Raw genomic sequence first — 15,945 nt, 5'->3', positions numbered from 1 at the left:
CGAAAGGCCGCCCCGGCGGGACGGCCTTTCGTCGGTGCCTACTTCTCGATGGCTTCGATGTAGGCGGATTCGACCTCCAGTGAAACCCGGCCGCGTTCGGAGATCTCGAATCCGTTCTCGCGAGCCCAGGCCCGGATCGCCTGTGCCCTGGCCCGTCTCTCGGAGGTGCCGACCACCGGCCCGGCATTCGGCATCGGCGGTGACCCGCGCTTCTTCCGCCCGCTCACCCGCCGCGCGACCTCGACGAACCGGAACAGCGCGTCACGCAGTTCGTCGGCGTTCTCGGCGGACAGGTCGATCACGTAATCGATGCCGTCGAGGCCGAAATGAACGGTTTCGTCGGCCGGCGACCCGTCGATGTCGTCGGACATCACCACGGAAACTTTTTGTGCCACGTCTTCCGCTCCCAGGACGATTCGGCGCACCCCCTGGTCCGCCATCCTCTTGGCACGATAGACGATCGGTGTACAACTGCGGTATTCGGCTTGCTCAGTCGTGTTTCCCGGCGGCCGATTCCAGCCGTTCGTAGTCCTGATCGGACAGTGAAAGGGTGAGCGCGGCCAGATTTTCCTCCAGATGGCGGCGTGACGAAGTGCCCGGAATGGGCAACATCACCGGTGAGCGCCGCAGCAACCAGGCCAGTGCCACCTGCGCCGGAGTGGCGCCGAGCCCGGCCGCGACCGCGGCCGGCGCCCCGGTGGCGTGGGTGCTCGGCTTGATCGGCAGCCACGGGATGAACGCGATACCACGGCGTTCGCAGTACTCGAGCACTGGTTCAGACCTTCGCTGCTCGAGGTTGTAGAGGTTCTGCACGCTCGCGATCGGGGTGATCGACTCGGCTTCGGCCAGCTGCGCCACGCTCACCTCGGACAGGCCGATGTGCCGGATTTTCCCCTCTTCGCGCAAGCGGGTCAATGCGCCGATCTGGTCGGCCAGCGGAACCGCCGGATCGATCCGGTGCAACTGGTAAAGTTCAATTTGCGGAATTCGCAGCCGCCGCAGGCTCAGTTCGGCCTGCTGCCGGAGGTATTCGGGCCGCCCGAGTGGAATCCAGTCGTCGCCGGGATGGCATTGGCCGCCCTTGGTGGCCACCACCAGTCCGGGCGGATAGGGGTGCAGCGCCTCGGCCAGCAGTTCCTCGTTTCCGCCGAGGTCGTAGGCGTCCGCGGTATCGATGAAGTCGACGCCGAGTTCGACCGCCCGGCGGGCGATCCGGATCGATTCGGCGCGCTCGGCCGCGTTCCGGCCGCGCAGCCGCATGGCGCCGAAGCCGAGCCGGTTCACCGGGAGATCGCCGCCGATGGTGAGGCCGGCGTGCTTGCTCATGGTCATGTGCTCACCCTGGGCGCGCCTGGCTGTTTAGACAAGCGAGTCTTTCTTGGTCGTATCGCGTAGCATCGCTTAAGTGTTGAACCTGGAACGCCTGCGCGTGCTGCGTGCGGTCTCGACCACCGGCTCGGTCAGCGGCGCGGCGGCTCAGTTGCACGTCACCACGTCGGCGGTGTCGCAGCAGCTGGCGCGGCTGGAACGGGAGGTCGGGCAGCGGCTGCTGGAACGCAACGGCCGCGGCATCCGGCTCACCGACGCGGCCGCATTGCTGGCCGCGCACGGTGATCGCCTGCTGGCCCAGGTCGAGCAGGTGGAGGCAGAACTGGCGCGGCACCGGGGCGCGGTCGCCGGTGCGTTGTCGGTCGCGGCCTTCGCCACCGCCGCGCGGGGCTTGCTGCCCGGCGCGCTGCGGGCCCTGCGCGCTGAGCACCCGGCGCTGGGGTTGCGCCTGGATGAGCAGGAGCCACCGGAGGCGATCGCGGGGCTGTGCCGTGGGGATGTCGACGTGGCCGTGGTGCAGGACTGGCCGGAGGCGCCGCTTGTGCTGCCGGAGGGCCTGTCCAGGGAGAACCTGCTCGACGATGTGCTCGACCTCGCGGTGCCGGCCGGGCATGCGCTGGCGTCGCAGGCTTCGGTGACGCTGAAGGAGCTGGCGGCCGAGGAGTGGATCACCTGGACCAGCGGGCAGCTCTGTCACGATTGGCTCGCGCGGACCCTGGACGAGCCGCGGATCGTGCACACCGCTTCGGAGCACTCCACGCAACTCGCCCTGGTTGCCGCGGGCCTTGGCGTCGCCGTCCTGCCCCGACTCGGGCGGGACTACGTTCCAGAAGGTGTGTGCGTGCTCCCGATCAGTCCGCGACCAGCGCGGCGGGTCCACGTACTTTGGCGCACAAGCGCAGCACGGCGTCCTGCGATTCGGGCCGTGGTGGCCGCCCTGCGCACAGCCGCCGCCCAGGTGACTGACTCCTCGGCGGATCTGGCGGCGGCTGCCGGGTAGAGCGTGGTGCCGATCAGCCCGCGGCTCGCGCGGCAGGTTCGGGTGTTGTGGCGCACGAGCGCCGCCCGTCGCCCGGTGATCCGGGTGCGCCCTGCGCACGGCAGCAAACCAGGCGACTTCAGTGCGGTGGTTCGGGCGGCCTGACCGCCTGGCGGCCTGGCAGCCTGGCTGCCTCCGGCAGCAGATCGCGCGGCGGGCTGACCGCGCGGCAGCCCCGCCGGTGGATCCGGGCTCTGACCCTGGCGGCAGGGCGACTGAACCTGGCGGCAGGGCGGCTGAACCCGGCGTCCGGGCTGCTGAACCTGGCGGCAGAGCGTGCGGCCGGTTGCGCGGCGGGTCAGGCGGCGGCGAGAGCGGCGGCTGCCGTCGGGTACAACGGGAGGACTCGGTCCAGGCCGGTGACGGTGAGTGGGCGGCGCACCCGATCGGTGGAGACCACTAGTGCGAACGGGATCTGCAGCGTGGAGTTCGCTTCGATCAGTGCCGAAATCCCCGCGCTGGCCAGGAATTCCACCCCGCTCAGGTTCACCACCAGCGCCGCCGGGGTTTCGGCAACGGCCTGGGCGATCGCCTCCTCCAGCACGGCCGCGGTGGTGGTGTCCAGCTCACCGGTCACCGCCAGTTCCACCACCTCACCGTGCCAGGCGACGGCGATGGTGAGGCCCTCTTCCGCTGTGCACACCCCGGACGGCATCATCCCGCCATCCTGACATCCGACCGCTTCCCGGCACCACCGTTGTCACCCTTGATTGTCCACAAAGGACATGGCAGCCGCGTCGGGGGACTGGGCGCGGCCCTGCTGGAAATGGTCGGTGAAGGCCGCTTCACCCAGCGCGGCGCGGGCCGCGGCGGTGGTTCTGTCCACATCGCCGCGTTCGGCGGCGGGCAGCGGGGTGCCCACCGATTCCCTGGTCGCGTCCGCCGAACCGAGCAGCCGCGCGGCGGCGGCGTGGTCACCGCCCGCCGCGGTCGCGCTCGCCAGGCCCTCCAGTGCCAGCGCGATCGAACGCGGATCACCCGTGGCCCGGGCGGCGGCGAAGCCCTCGCGCTGCCGGTCCAGCGCCAGCTCGACCGCCCCGCGCTGCTCCGCGGCGAAACCCAGCTCGGCCAGGATCAGCGCGGTGCCTAGATCCCCGTCCACCTGACGGCACCATTCGAGCCACTTCTCCAGGTGCACCTCGGCCCGCTCGGGCTGGCCCTGCCGCCGCGCGGAGAGCCCCAGCCCGATTTCGGCGAACTGCTCACCGCGCTTGTGCGAGTGCTGCGCGGACAGCTTCCGCGCGCGCTCGTGGTACTCGTCGGCCTTGGCGAAATCGCCCTTCAGCAGCGCGATCCGCCCGATGCCGGACAGCGTGTACGACACCTCGTTCCACAGCCCCAGTTCCTCGGCGAGCCGCAAAGCGTTGCGGTGCAGGCTTTCCGCACGTTCGTAGTCGCCGAAGACCTCGGCCAGCGAGCTGAGCGTGTCGGTCGACTTCACCTCGCCCCACCGGTCGCCGACCTCGCGGAACAGCTCGATCGCGCGTTCGGAATCGCGCCTGACCCGGTCGAGCCCGCCCTGCGGGCGCGCCTGCATCGCCTGCAGGCTGAGCGCCGCCGCCTCGCCCCAGCGGTCACCGAGCGCCCGGAAACCGGCCAGCGCCCGATCGACCCTGGCGGCCCCGAGGGACAGATCACCCGCGCCGATCAGCGCGAAGCTCAGGAACCACTCGGCACGGGCGCGGCCCAGCGGATCGTCGATCTTCTCGTACAGCGCCAGCACTTCCTCGGCCTTGGCGTGCAGGCCGGGACCTTCACCGATGAGGATGGTGAGCGCCGCACGCCAGGCCATCGCCCGCGCCCACGCGACCTCCGGCGCGGGGGCGTCGATGCCCAGCGCGAGCACGACCGACCGGTGTCCCTCGCGCAACCTGCCGCGCAGGAACCAGTACCAGCCCAGCGCGTTGACCAGGCGGATCGCCAGCTCGGCGTCGCCATCGGACTCCGCGCCCTCCAGCGCCGCGCGGAAGTTGGCGCTTTCGGTGTCGAGCCGGTCGAGCCAGGCGCGCTGGTCGGCCCCGCACAGCTGTTCTTCGGCCCGCTCGGCCAGATCCAGGTAGAACCGGTGGTGCCGCCGCCGCACCCGGTCGTACTCACCGGCTTCGCGCAACCGCTCCACGCAGTACGCCGCCACCGACTCCAGCAGCCGGTACCGCGTGCGGCCACCGACCTCAGCCACCGCGACCAGGGAACGGTCGACCAGCCGCGCCAGCAGGTCCAGCACCTCGACCGGCTTCACGCCCTCGCCCGCGCAGACCGACTCGGCGGCCTCCAGCTCGCAGCCCTCGGTGTGCACGGCCAGCCGCCGCAGCACGATCCGCTCGGCCTCGGTGAGCAACTCCCAGCTCCAGCCGATCATCGCGCGCAGCGTCTGCTGCCGGGCCGGGGCGCCGCGGTGCCCGGTGACCAGCAGGCGGAATCGATCGTCCAACCGGGACAACAGCTCCCGCGCGCCGAGCACGCGGATGCGGCTGGCGGCCAGTTCGAGTGCGAGCGGAATGCCGTCGAGCCGGCGGCAGATCTCCGCCACCGCCTCGCTGTTCTGCTCGGACAGGGTGAAGCCCGGCGCCGCCGCGGCCGCGCGTGTGCGGAACAGTTCGACCGCGCTGGTCAGTTCGAGCGGGCGCACGCCGTGGACGAACTCGCCGGCCAGGCCCAGCGGCTCCTGGCTGGTGGTCAGCACACGCAGGCCCGGCGCTGTCCGCAGCAGCAGGTCCACCAGCTCGGCGACCGGTTCGACCAGGTGCTCGCAGTTGTCCAGCACCAGCAGCAGGTGCTGGTCGCGCAGGGCTTCGGCGAGCTGGTCCGACGGGAGCGGCAGCGCGCCCGACTTCGTGTCCTCGCGCAGGTTGAGCATGCTCGCGGTGACTTCGGCGACCGAGCACGCGGCCTCCGGCGCGCCGTGCGTCCAGTGCCCGGCCAGTTCGACCAGCCACACGCCGTCGGCGAAGTCGCCGACGAGCCGGGACGCGGCTTCGATGGCCAACCTGGTCTTGCCGACCCCGCCCGGACCGGTGAGCGTGACCAGCCTGTTCGCCGCGAGCAGCTGCCGGACCTCGCCGACTTCCTCCTCGCGGCCGATCAGCTCGGTCAGCGGAGCGGGCAGGTTCGTGGTGCGCCGGGTCGACGGGGTGAGTGCGGGATCCTGCCGCAGCATCGACTGGTGCAGCTCGGCCAGTTCGGGGCTCGGATCGAGGCCCAGTTCGTCGGCGAGCCGCTCGCGCAACTCGGCGTACCCGGCCAGCGCCTCGCTCTGCCGTCCCGCGCGGTACAGCGCCAGCAGATGCGCGCGGCGCAACCGCTCCCGCAGCGGGTTCCGCGCGACCAGATCGGTCAGCTCACCGGCCAGCTCGCTGTGCTCGCCGAGGTCGAGCCGGGCTTCGGCCTGTTCCTCCAGCGCCACCAGCCGCTGCTCGTCGAGCCGCTGGACCACCGGCGCGAGGAAGGCGGCGTCGGCGAAATCGGCGAAGGCGGCACCCCGCCACAGCGCCAGCGCCTCGGACAGTTGAGCCGCCCTGGTGCGCGGGTCGGCTGTCTGGCGGGCCTGGTCCACCAGCTGTTCGAACCGGCTGTGATCGACCTCGGACGGCTCGGCCCGCAGCGTGTAGCCCGACGGTCCGGAGACCACCAGCTCCCGCCCGCCCGCCTCGCCCTGCTCCAGCGCGCGCCGCAGCTGCGACACCTTGGTCTGCAGCGCGCCGGTCGGATTCGCCGGTGGCTCGGCGCCCCACAGGTCCTCGACCAGGCGATCCACCGAAACCGGGCGGCCGCGATGGGCGAGCAGATCCGCGAGGAGGGCGCGGACCTTCGCCTCCGGGACCTTCACCGGCCGCTGATCCGCCGTCCACACCTCGAGCGGACCGAGCACACCGAAACGCACGGGAGCCAGCCTAGCCGTGGGGACCGACAGACTGCCGAAAGCGGATCCGGACCGGACCGAAAGCCCCGGCGCGCACGGTGGAACTCGTTGACGGGGGAACCGGAACGAGAAGAGGAACGATGACGGAGAACTCCACCCAGGTGACCTTCGCCGGGCTGGGTGACATGGGCCGGGCGCTGGCCGCGGCGGTGCTGCGCGACGGGTTCACGGCCACGGTGTGGAACCGCACGCCGGGCAAGGCGGGCGAACTGGTCGCCGCCGGAGCACACGAGGCGGCAGGACTGGGCGAGGCCTTCGAGGCGAGTCCGGTGGTGATCCTGTGCGTGGTCGACAACAACGCGGTCGGCGAACTGCTCGACGCGGCCGGTGATCGCCTGCGCGGGCGGACCGTGGTCAACCTGACCAACGGCACCCCTCGGCAGGCCCGTGAGCTGGCGGAACGCGTCACCGCACTGGGCGCGGAGTACGTCGACGGCGGCATCATGGCGGTGCCGCCGGGCATCGGCACCGAGGCCTCGTTCGTGCTCTACGCCGGGCCGGAGGGTGTGGTCGAGGCGCAGCGCGAACTGCTCGCGACCTTCGGCGGGGTGCAGTACGTCGGCGAAGACACCGGCCTGGCTTCGCTGTACGACCTGGCGCTGCTGAGCGGGATGTACGGGATGCACGCGGGCGTGATGCACGCCTATGCGCTGATCGGCTCGGCAGGCATCCCGGCCTCCGGCTTCTCGGCGTTGCTGAATTCGTGGATCCAGGCGATGTCCGGGTTCGTCCAGCAGGCGGCCGATCGGATCGACCGTGACGAGTTCACCAAGGACGTGGTGTCGAACCTGGCCATGCAGGCGCAGGCCTTCCCGAACCTGATCGAAGCCAGCAAGGAGCAGGGGGTGCGGCCGGACCTGATGGAGCCGGTGATGCGCCTGTTCCAGGAGCGCGTGGCGCAGGGACACGGCGATGAAGACGGTGTGGGCGTGATCAAGCTCTTGCAGGCAAAAGCATGAGGGCCGTGGTTACCGGCGGGACGCACGGGATCGGACTCGCCATCGCGAAGGCGGTGCTCGCGCGCGAAGGTCAGGTGCTGGTCACCGGCCGCGACGAGCGCAAGGTCGAGGCGGCCCGCGACGAACTGGGGCCGCGCGCGTTCGTGCTGCGCTCGGACGCGGCGAGCATGGCCGACATCGACGCGCTGGGCAGGGTCGTCGACGACCGGCTCGGCGGGGTGGACGCGCTGTTCGTCAATGCCGGGGTCGCCTACAACCAGTCGTTCGCCGAGACCACCGAAGAGATCTACGACCGGACGTTCGACGTGAACACCAAGGGCGCGTTCTTCACCGTGCGGCGACTGTTGCCGCACCTGTGCGAGAACGGCGCGATCGTGTTCACCACCTCGGTCGCCGACGAAGGCGGGGCGCCGGGCATGGGTGCCTACGCGGGTTCGAAGGCGGCGCTGTGGTCGTTCGCGCAGGTGCTGGCCGCGGAACTGCTGCCGCGGCGGATCCGGGTGAACGCGGTGGCGCCGGGCTTCATCGACACGCCGAGCATGGGCCTGACCGGGGCGAGCACCGAGGAACGCGCGGCGTTCTCGAAGGCGGGCGACCTGGTCACCCCGATGAAGCGGCACGGCACGCCGGAGGAGGTGGCGTCGGCCGCGATGTTCCTGGCGTTCGACGGCACCTTCACCACCGCGGTGAAGCTCCCGGTCGACGGCGGTCTCGGCCGGAAGATCGCGGGCTGAGCGCCGTGAATGTGGCCTTCCCGGCGCTCGGAAACCGTGCCGGGGAAGCCACATTCACGGTACGGGTCACGGCACGATCGAATCGACGTAACCGCCGTCGACGCGGACCGCGGCACCCGTGGTCGCCGAGGCCAGTGGTGAGCTGAGGTAGACCACCATGTTCGCGATCTCCTCCGGCTCGATCAGCCGCTGCAGCAGGGACTGCGGCCGGTGCAGCCGCATGAACTCGCGTTGCGCCTCGTCCCACGGCAGCGAGCGGTCCACCAGCTGGTAGACGAAGTCCTCCACGCCGCCGGTGTGCGTCGGCCCGGCGATCACCGAGTTCACCGTGACGCCGGTGCCAGCCGCCTCCTTCGCGAATCCGCGCGAGACCCCGAGCAGGGCCGTCTTCGAGACGCCGTAGTGGATCATCTCGGCCGGGATCACCAGTGCCGAGTCGCTGGCGATGTTCAGCACGCGCCCCCACCCGCGCCCGGTCATGCCGGGCAGGTAGGCGCGGGTGAGCCGGACCGCGGACAGCACGTTCACCTCGAAGTAGCGCCGCCATTCGTCGTCGCTGATCTCCAGCGGCGCCTCGGTGCCGAAGATGCCGAGGTTGTTGACCAGGACGTCCACTTCGGGCAGCAGCGCGGTCAGTTCCTCCGCGCCCGCCGACGAGGCCACGTCCGCGACGGCGGCCACCGCTTCGCCGCCCGCCGCGCGCACCCCGTCCACCGCTTCGTCCACAGCGGACTTCTTGCGGCCGTTCACCGCGACCCGCGCGCCCGCCCGCGCGAGCCCGGTCGCGATGGCCAGCCCGATGCCCTGGCTGGAACCGGTGACCAGCGCGGTCTTCCCGCTCAGATCCAGTCGCATGGGACTCCTCAGGCCACGTTGAAGGTGTCGGGGTCGGGCCCGGTGCGGTGACCGCGGTCGAGCGTGGCGAGCGCGGTCAGGTCCTCCTCGGCCAGCGTGAAGTCGAACACCGCCAGGTTCTCGCGGATGCGCGCCGGGGTCACCGACTTGGGGATGACCACGTTGCCCAGCTGCAGGTGCCAGCGCAGCACCACCTGCGCCGGGGTGCGGTCGTGCTTGCCCGCCAGCTCGCGCACCACCGGGTCGGCGAGCAGGTCGCCGCCCTTGGCCAGCGGGCTCCACGCCTCGGTGGCGATGCCGTGCTTCTCGTCGTACTCGCGGACTTCGGCCTGCTGCAGGTACGGGTGCACCTCGACCTGGTTGACCGCGGGCACCACCGAGCTGGTGCGCGCCAGCTCGTCCAGGTGGGACGGCTGGAAGTTCGACACGCCGATCGCGCGGACGCGGCCGTCGGCGTACAGCTTCTCCAGCGCCCGCCAGGTCTCGGCGTACAGCCCGCGCTCGGGCGTCGGCCAGTGGATCAGGTACAGGTCGAGGTAGTCGAGCCCGAGCCGCTCCGCGCTGGCGTCGAAGGCACGCAGCGCCTGGTCGTAACCCTGGTCGGAGTTCCACAGCTTGGTGGTGACGAACAGGTCCTCGCGCTTGATGCCCGAATCGGCCAGCGCCTGGCCGACCCCGTGCTCGTTGCCGTACACGGTCGCGGTGTCGATGCTGCGGTACCCGGCTTCGAGCGCGGAGGTCACCGCCGCCGCGGTCTCCGCGTCGGGTACCTGGAACACCCCGTACCCGAGCTGCGGCATGACTACGCCGTTGTTCAGGGTGACGGTGGGAATGCCGGTCATGAAACCTTTCCTTTCCTTCCGTGAGTTCCTCAGTGGACGGTGACGAGCGGGGACCGCTTCCGGTCCAGCATCCCGGACAACAGCGCGACCAGCAGCCCGGAGCCGGCGAGCAGGGCGCCGATCCAGTTGGGCGCGGTGTAACCGAGGCCACCGTCGATGGCCAGGCCGCCCAGCCAGGCCCCACCGGCGTTGCCGAGGTTGAACGCGGCGATGTTCGCCGCCGACGCCAGCGCGGGTGCCTCCCCGGCCTGCGCCATCACCCGCGCCTGCAACGGCGGCACGGTGGCGAACCCCGCGGCGCCGAACAACGCGATGGTGATCGCCGCGGGCACCTGGGCGTGCGCGGTGAACACGAACGCCAGCAGCACCAGCGCGAGCGCGGCGAGAATGACGTACAGGCTGGGCATCAGCGCGCGGTCCGCGGCGCGCCCGCCGAGCAGGTTGCCCGCGACCAGCCCGCCGCCGAACAGCACCAGCAGCCAGGTGACCGCGCCGGAGGAGAAGCCGGCCACCTCGGTCATCATCGGCGCGATGTAGGTGAACGAGGCGAACACCCCGGCGAAGCCGAGTGCGGTCATCGCCAGTGCCAGCCACACCTGCGGCTTGCGGAACACGGCCAGTTCGCGGCGCAATCCACCGCTTTCGACGCGCTCCTGCCGGGGCACCAGCGCGATGATGCCGATCAGGCCGACCACACCCAGCGCGCTGACCGCCCAGAACGTGGAGCGCCAGCCGAGCTGCTGGCCGAGCGCGGTCCCGGCGGGCACACCCAGCACGTTCGCCACGGTCAGCCCGGTGAACATCATCGCGATCGCGCTGGCCTGCCGCGAGGGCGCGACCAGCGAGGCGGCCACCACCGAGCCGACGCCGAAGAAGGCGCCGTGCGACAGCGCGGCCACGATCCGCCCGGTCATCAGCAGGCCGTAGCCGGTGGCCACGGCCGAGACCAGGTTGCCCGCGATGAACAGCACCATCAGCCCGACCAGCACGGTCTTGCGCGGGATCCGCGAGCCGAGCGCGGTGAGCAGCGGCGCGCCGACCACCACCCCGAGCGCGTAACCGGAGATCAGCAGCCCGGCGGCCGGGATGGAGACCCCGAAGTCCGCGGCCACCTCGGGCAGCAGGCCCATGATCACGAACTCGGTGGTGCCGATGCCGAAGGCGCTGATCGCCAGCGCGAACAGGGCGACGGGCATAACAGTCCGATCCTTACGCCGATGGGTATCCTGTGGAGAGCAGATACCGGCTTGAGCAATAGTTGCAGACGCCGGTAATTGCCAACGACGGATACGCTAGCAGGCAACGATCGGGGATGCTCCCCGGAGGAGTGGTGAACCGTGTCACTGCCCGATGACGCCGTAGAAGCACGCGCCCAGGGCTGGCGCACCTTGGCCGCGCTCCACGCGCGCATCGAGGACAAGCTGGAGCGCTCGCTGCAGCGCGAGCACCAGCTGTCGGTCAGCGAGTACACCGTGCTCGACGTGCTGGCCCGGCAGGACGGCTTCCACCTGCGGATGAACCAGCTGTCCACCGCCGTGGTGCTGAGCCAGTCGGCCACCACGCGCCTGGTGAGCAGGCTCGAGGACCGGGGCCTGCTCCAGCGCTACCTGTGCCCGACCGACCGCCGCGGCATCTACACCGAGGTGACGCCCGCCGGGCAGGCGCTGCTCGCCGACGCCCGTCCGACGCACGACCGCACGCTTTCGCAGGCGCTCGCCGAAGCCGAGGAACTGCCCGAGCTGGCGCCGCTGGTCGGCGCGCTGGCCCGGCTCACCGAAGTTTCCTGAGTGCGTTTGCGCTGATCACGACCTACGATCTGGTCGTGGAACTGCCCGTGATGCCGCCGGTCAAGCCGATGCTGGCCAAATCCGTCCGTGACGTGCCGCGCGGGCCAGGGGTGCTGTACGAACCGAAGTGGGACGGCTTCCGCTGCATCGTCTTCCGCGACGGTGACGAGGTCGAACTGGGTTCGCGCAACGACCGGCCGCTCACCCGGTACTTCCCGGAACTGGTCGACCTGCTGCGCGCCGCGTTGCCGCCGCGGTGCGTTGTGGACGGTGAGATCGTCGTGGTCACCGGCGCCGGGCTGGACTTCGACACCCTGCAGAACCGGCTGCACCCGGCGGCGTCCCGCGTGCAGAAGCTGGCGGTGGAGACACCGGCCAGCTTCGTCGCCTTCGACCTGCTCGCGCTCGGCGATCGCGACCTGACCGGCGAGCCGTTCGCCGAGCGCCGCCGCCTGCTGGCGAGCCTGCTCTCCGACGCGCTCTCGCAGATCGTGCTCACCCCGGTCACCGACGATCCGGCGGTCGCCGAGGACTGGTTCACCCGGTTCGAGGGCGCCGGGTTCGACGGCGTGATGGCCAAACCGGGCGACCTGCCGTACGAGCAGGACAAGCGCGTGATGTGGAAGGTCAAGCACGAGCGCACCGCCGACTGCGTGGTCGCCGGGTTCCGCTGGCACAAGGACGGCGAGAGCGTCGGCTCACTGCTGCTCGGCCTCTACGACGAAACCGGGAGACTCCACCACGTCGGCGTGGCCAGCAGTTTCACCGCCGCGCGGCGTCGCGAACTGGTCGACGAACTGGCGCCGCTGCGGGAGAATGCGCTGGCCGAGCACCCGTGGCGCGACTGGGCCGAAGCGCAGGCGCACATGGGCGGCCGGATGCCGGGCGGGGTCAGCCGGTGGACCGGCAAGAAGGACCTGTCGTGGGAACCGCTGCGCGCCGAATGGGTGGCCGAGGTCCGCTACGAGCACGTGCTGGCCGGCCGGTTCCGGCACGGCGGCAGGCTGGTGCGCTTCCGGCCCGACCGTGATCCGCTGTCCTGCACCTACGCCCAGCTCGAAGAGGTCGCGCCGGCCGAGCTGACCGCGTTGTTCGGGGCCCCGGGATGAGCGAGGCGGTGGTGATCGAGACCGATGGCGTCGAGGTGCCGATCACCTCGCCGGACAAGGTCTTCTTCACCGAACGCGGGCAGACCAAGCTCGACCTGGTGCGGTACTACCAGGCCGTGGCGGCTCCGCTGCTGGCCACCATCCAGGGGCGGCCGCTGCTGCTGGAGCGGTACCCGGCCGGGGCGAGCGGCAAGTCGTGGTTCCAGAAACGCGTGCCCAAGTCGGTGCCCCCGTGGCTGCGGACCACGGTGGTGTCCACCCCGAACGGGACCACCAGCGACGCGCTGGTCGCCGCCGACCTCGCGCACATCCTGTGGGCGGTCAATCTCGGCTGTCTCGGGTTCCACGTGTGGCCGTACCACGCGGAAACCCCGGAGGTGACCGACGAACTCCGCATCGACCTGGACCCCTCGCCCGGCGTCGGGTTCGACCAGCTGCGCGAAGCGGCCGGGCTGACCAGGGAGTTGCTGGCCGAGGTGGGCATCGAGGCGCGGCTGAAGACCTCCGGGTCACGCGGGCTGCACGTCTACGTCCGGCTCGAACCGCGGTGGGACGGCTACCAGGTGCGTGCCGGGGCGGTCGCGCTCGCACGCGAACTGGAGCGGCGGTACCCCGAGCGGATCACCGCGAAGTGGTGGAAGGAAGAACGCGGCGCCCGGGTTTTTGTCGACTTCAACCAGAACGCGCCGCACAAGACGGTTTTCGGGGCGTGGTGCGTGCGACCGCGCGTCGGCGCGCAGGTGTCCACGCCGATCCGCTGGGACGAACTCGGCACCGTCACCCCCGACGAACTGACCATCGCGACCGTGCCCGCGCTGGTCGCCGAACGCGGTGATCCGTGGCAGGGCATGAACGAGCGGCCGCAGTCGCTAGAGCCGCTGCTGGAGTGGTCCCGCCGGGATCTGGCCGACGGGCTGATGGACGCGCCGTGGCCGCCGGTCTACCCGAAGCAGCCCAACGAGCCACCGCGTGTGGCCCCGAGCCGCGCCAAACGCCCCTGATCGCCTGGCGCGGCCCAGCGCTCACCTGCTCGCCACCGCGTCCCGGATCCGGGCGGCGGAGGTGCCCAGGCCGGTGGGCGGGAACGAGAAGTCGACCGGCGGGGTGCTGGTGGTGCTGTCTCCGCGGACGCGCTTCAGCTCCGGCTCGGTGTAGCGCACGCACTTGCGGTGCCATTCGAGGATTCCGGACATCCAGTCCTTGAGGTGCTCGGCGTGCCCGATCAGCGCGCGGCGCACCTCGTCGGTGAGGTCCAGTTCGTCGCACATGAGGCCCAGTTCTCCCGCGACGATGTGCTCGAACTCCTCCATGCGCGCCTTCATCAGCTTCGCGACGAACTCGGCGGCCCGGAACCGGTCGACGCCGAGGAAGTTCTCCACCACCAGTACGAGGTTGTGCACCTCGCCCTCGAACTCGATCTCCTTCTGGTACGAGTACAGGTCGTTGGCGAAGCAGGCGTAGTCCTGGGCGGCGGTTTCCAGTTCGTGCATGGTGCGGTGGTGGTAGACCTCCGGCGGCACCTGTACGGGCCTGGCCAGTTTCGCCAGTGCCGCGGTCATGTCCGAGCCGAAGGTCTTGCGCCGCATCTCCACGTAGTCGATCGGGTCCGGGATCCGGTTCTGCGCCTGGTTGTCCACTTCCCACACCCAGCTCGCGGTCATCTCCTCGACGGCCTCGCGGAACTCCTGGCGGTGCGCGTCCGGCATCGGCCCCGCGGTGCGCCGCCAGAGGTCGGCGAGGCCGCGTTCGAGCGCGCTCTCCGCTTCGGGCGTCGGGGCACCGGGTTCGGGCATGAACAGGGAAAGCCGCGCGTTGCAGGCGCGTGCGGTAGCCGGGTCGAGCAGCGGGTAGAGGTCGTCGCCGTAGGTGCCCCAGGTGAGCCAGTCCGAGGACAGGTCGAGCTGCTCGGGCGTGGCGTCGGCGTGGATCATCGCGGCGCAGTGGGCGAGATCGATCCCGCGCATCCGGCGCTCGTCCCACACCGAGGCACCGCCGAGTTCGGAGACCGGGTCGAACATGCCCATCTCCCTGGCCCACGCGGCGGTGTGCTCGCGGGAGTCGGGCAGGTTCGGGCTGGTGTGGATGGGGAACGGCATGTACAGCTCGGGCACCGGCAACGGGCCGACCGGCTGCCGTGGCACGTGCGAGTGCTGGCGGACCCAGGTGCGCGCGCCGGGCGCGAAGACGAGCCTGCTCGCCGAGGTGCCCAGCCCCGTCGGCCCGCCGAGCGGGGAACCTTCGTTCTGGGAGCCGTTCATGTAGCGGCTGGAGCGCTCGTGCCACTCGTGCCCGCCGGCCTGCCAGTCCTGCAACCCCTTGACGTAGGCGGCGACGGCGAGCGCCTCGTGCGGCGGGGTGCCGGTGGCGGCGAGAAGGTCGGGGACTTCGGTGAGCGCGGTGTTCTCGAACTGCTGGAGTCGGGAGGTGAGCAGGTCGTTGACCAGCTCCGCGGCTTCCTGCGTGGAGCAGCCGAAGAACTCCTCGAAGACCAGGACCGCGTTGGAGTTCTCGCCTTCCTCCTGGACCTCGCGCTGGTAGGAGAACAGGTCGTTGCGCAGGTGGACGGCGTCGGAGAAGGTGTCGCGCAGGACCTCCAGCGGCCGGGTGGCGGCGAGCGCGCCCGGCACCTCGGCCGCCACGCACTCGACCAGGTTCGCCGACCACGGCGCCCCGCCGACGCGGCGGCGCATCTGCACGTACTCGATCGGGTTCGCGATGCGCCCGCGGTTGATGTTGTCGAGTTCCCACATGGACTCGACCATCAGGTTGTGCGTGCTGGTGACGAACCGGCGTCGCCAGTCGTCGGACATCTTGGGGATCGTGCGGGCCCAGAGGTCCTTGAGCCCGGCCTCGGCGGGGTTCACCGGTTCGGGCGGGTCGTCGGTCATGAACAGTTCGAGGTGGTCGAGGTGGGCCTTCGCGCCGGTGAGGTCGCGGGAGTACTTGAACTCTTCGAGGAAGTGGTCGTCGAAGAAGAAGACCCAGACGTACCAGTCGGTGATGAGGTCGAGTGCGGGTCCGTCGCAGTCCGGGTGGGTGTAGGCGCACATGAGCGCGTAGTCCATCTTGGCGAGGGCGGGCTCGTCCCAGACCAGGCCGCCGCCGGGGGTGGGCGCGTCGAGCATGCCCATGTCCTTGGCCCACTGCATGCTGTGCGCGCGGGTGCGCTCGAGGTGGGGGTTCAACCTGGCCGGGTACGGCATGTAGAACTCGGGCAGGGTGAAGGCCTGCATATGCGGGTACCTCTGCTCTCTCGATCGGGCCGTTCGGCGCAGCGCGCTGGTACATACCGACGCTGGCATCCGGCGGGAGCGCGGGGCAACGGCCAGGTGAGCGACACCGTCCTCTCCAACGAGTGAATCCCTTACCGCG

General features: G+C 70.7%; 14 protein-coding genes. 6 read left to right on the top strand and 8 right to left on the bottom strand.

The window, feature by feature from the left end; translation table 11 throughout:
- Nucleotides 1-38: 38 nt before the first annotated feature.
- Both YIM_RS39540 and YIM_RS39535 read right to left on the bottom strand, forming a co-directional pair.
- The gene (locus YIM_RS39540; RefSeq protein ID WP_153035225.1) at nt 39-395 is read right to left on the bottom strand and encodes an Lsr2 family protein; all 357 of its coding nucleotides are present in this window, start codon (nt 393-395) and stop codon (nt 39-41) included.
- A 94-nt stretch (nt 396-489) separates the two neighbouring features.
- Nucleotides 490-1,332, bottom strand: coding sequence for an aldo/keto reductase (locus YIM_RS39535; protein ID WP_153035224.1), 843 nt, complete (start codon nt 1,330-1,332; stop codon nt 490-492).
- Nucleotides 1,333-1,405: 73 nt separating this feature from the next.
- Between YIM_RS39535 and YIM_RS39530 the strand changes: the two genes are divergently transcribed.
- Nucleotides 1,406-2,329 (top strand): LysR family transcriptional regulator, encoded by a 924-nt coding sequence (locus YIM_RS39530; RefSeq protein ID WP_153035223.1) that lies wholly within the window; start codon nt 1,406-1,408, stop codon nt 2,327-2,329.
- A gap of 337 nt (nt 2,330-2,666) precedes the next feature.
- Here YIM_RS39530 and YIM_RS39525 read toward each other — a convergent pair whose 3' ends face one another.
- Both YIM_RS39525 and YIM_RS39520 read right to left on the bottom strand, forming a co-directional pair.
- A complete protein-coding gene (locus tag YIM_RS39525) occupies nt 2,667-3,026 on the bottom strand; it encodes an STAS domain-containing protein (protein WP_153035222.1) in 360 nt (119 codons plus the stop codon).
- Nucleotides 3,027-3,068: 42 nt separating this feature from the next.
- Entirely contained in the window at nt 3,069-6,248 is a 3,180-nt protein-coding gene (locus tag YIM_RS39520; RefSeq protein WP_153035221.1) for a BTAD domain-containing putative transcriptional regulator, read from the bottom strand.
- Nucleotides 6,249-6,367: 119 nt separating this feature from the next.
- Between YIM_RS39520 and YIM_RS39515 the strand changes: the two genes are divergently transcribed.
- Both YIM_RS39515 and YIM_RS39510 read left to right on the top strand, forming a co-directional pair.
- Entirely contained in the window at nt 6,368-7,246 is an 879-nt protein-coding gene (locus YIM_RS39515; RefSeq protein WP_153035220.1) for an NAD(P)-dependent oxidoreductase, read from the top strand.
- Entirely contained in the window at nt 7,243-7,980 is a 738-nt protein-coding gene (locus YIM_RS39510) for an SDR family oxidoreductase (RefSeq protein ID WP_153035219.1), read from the top strand. Before YIM_RS39515 ends, YIM_RS39510 begins: the two co-directional genes overlap by 4 nt.
- Nucleotides 7,981-8,046: 66 nt before the next feature.
- Here YIM_RS39510 and YIM_RS39505 read toward each other — a convergent pair whose 3' ends face one another.
- Genes YIM_RS39505 through YIM_RS39495 form a run of 3 tightly spaced genes read right to left on the bottom strand, consistent with a single transcriptional unit; the run spans nt 8,047 to nt 10,873 of the window.
- Nucleotides 8,047-8,835 (bottom strand): SDR family NAD(P)-dependent oxidoreductase, encoded by a 789-nt coding sequence (locus tag YIM_RS39505; RefSeq protein ID WP_153035218.1) that lies wholly within the window; start codon nt 8,833-8,835, stop codon nt 8,047-8,049.
- Between the two features lie 8 nt (nt 8,836-8,843).
- Nucleotides 8,844-9,677 (bottom strand): aldo/keto reductase, encoded by an 834-nt coding sequence (locus tag YIM_RS39500; RefSeq protein ID WP_153035217.1) that lies wholly within the window; start codon nt 9,675-9,677, stop codon nt 8,844-8,846.
- A 29-nt stretch (nt 9,678-9,706) separates the two neighbouring features.
- On the bottom strand, nt 9,707-10,873 hold the full coding sequence (locus YIM_RS39495) for an MFS transporter (protein ID WP_153035216.1): 1,167 nt from the start codon (nt 10,871-10,873) through the stop codon (nt 9,707-9,709).
- Between the two features lie 141 nt (nt 10,874-11,014).
- Here YIM_RS39495 and YIM_RS39490 point away from each other — a divergent pair, with 141 nt between their 5' ends.
- The 3 genes from YIM_RS39490 to ligD are packed head-to-tail and all read left to right on the top strand — an operon-like array spanning nt 11,015 to nt 13,574.
- Entirely contained in the window at nt 11,015-11,464 is a 450-nt protein-coding gene (locus tag YIM_RS39490) for a MarR family winged helix-turn-helix transcriptional regulator (protein ID WP_153035215.1), read from the top strand.
- A 35-nt stretch (nt 11,465-11,499) separates the two neighbouring features.
- Entirely contained in the window at nt 11,500-12,573 is a 1,074-nt protein-coding gene (locus tag YIM_RS39485; RefSeq protein ID WP_194239902.1) for an ATP-dependent DNA ligase, read from the top strand.
- Nucleotides 12,570-13,574: a non-homologous end-joining DNA ligase gene (ligD, locus tag YIM_RS39480; protein ID WP_153035214.1), complete on the top strand. Its 1,005-nt coding sequence runs from the start codon at nt 12,570-12,572 to the stop codon at nt 13,572-13,574. Before YIM_RS39485 ends, ligD begins: the two co-directional genes overlap by 4 nt.
- A gap of 21 nt (nt 13,575-13,595) precedes the next feature.
- Here the strand turns inward: ligD and YIM_RS39475 are convergent, their stop codons facing one another.
- Complete coding sequence (locus tag YIM_RS39475) at nt 13,596-15,806, bottom strand: germacradienol/geosmin synthase (protein ID WP_153035213.1); 2,211 nt, start codon at nt 15,804-15,806, stop codon at nt 13,596-13,598.
- Nucleotides 15,807-15,945: the final 139 nt, after the last annotated feature.

Source organism: Amycolatopsis sp. YIM 10 (genome assembly GCF_009429145.1).
Taxonomy (GTDB): Bacteria; Actinomycetota; Actinomycetes; order Mycobacteriales; family Pseudonocardiaceae; genus Amycolatopsis.
Note: the sequence above shows the minus strand (reverse complement) of the source record. Positions and strands in the feature narration are given on the sequence as shown.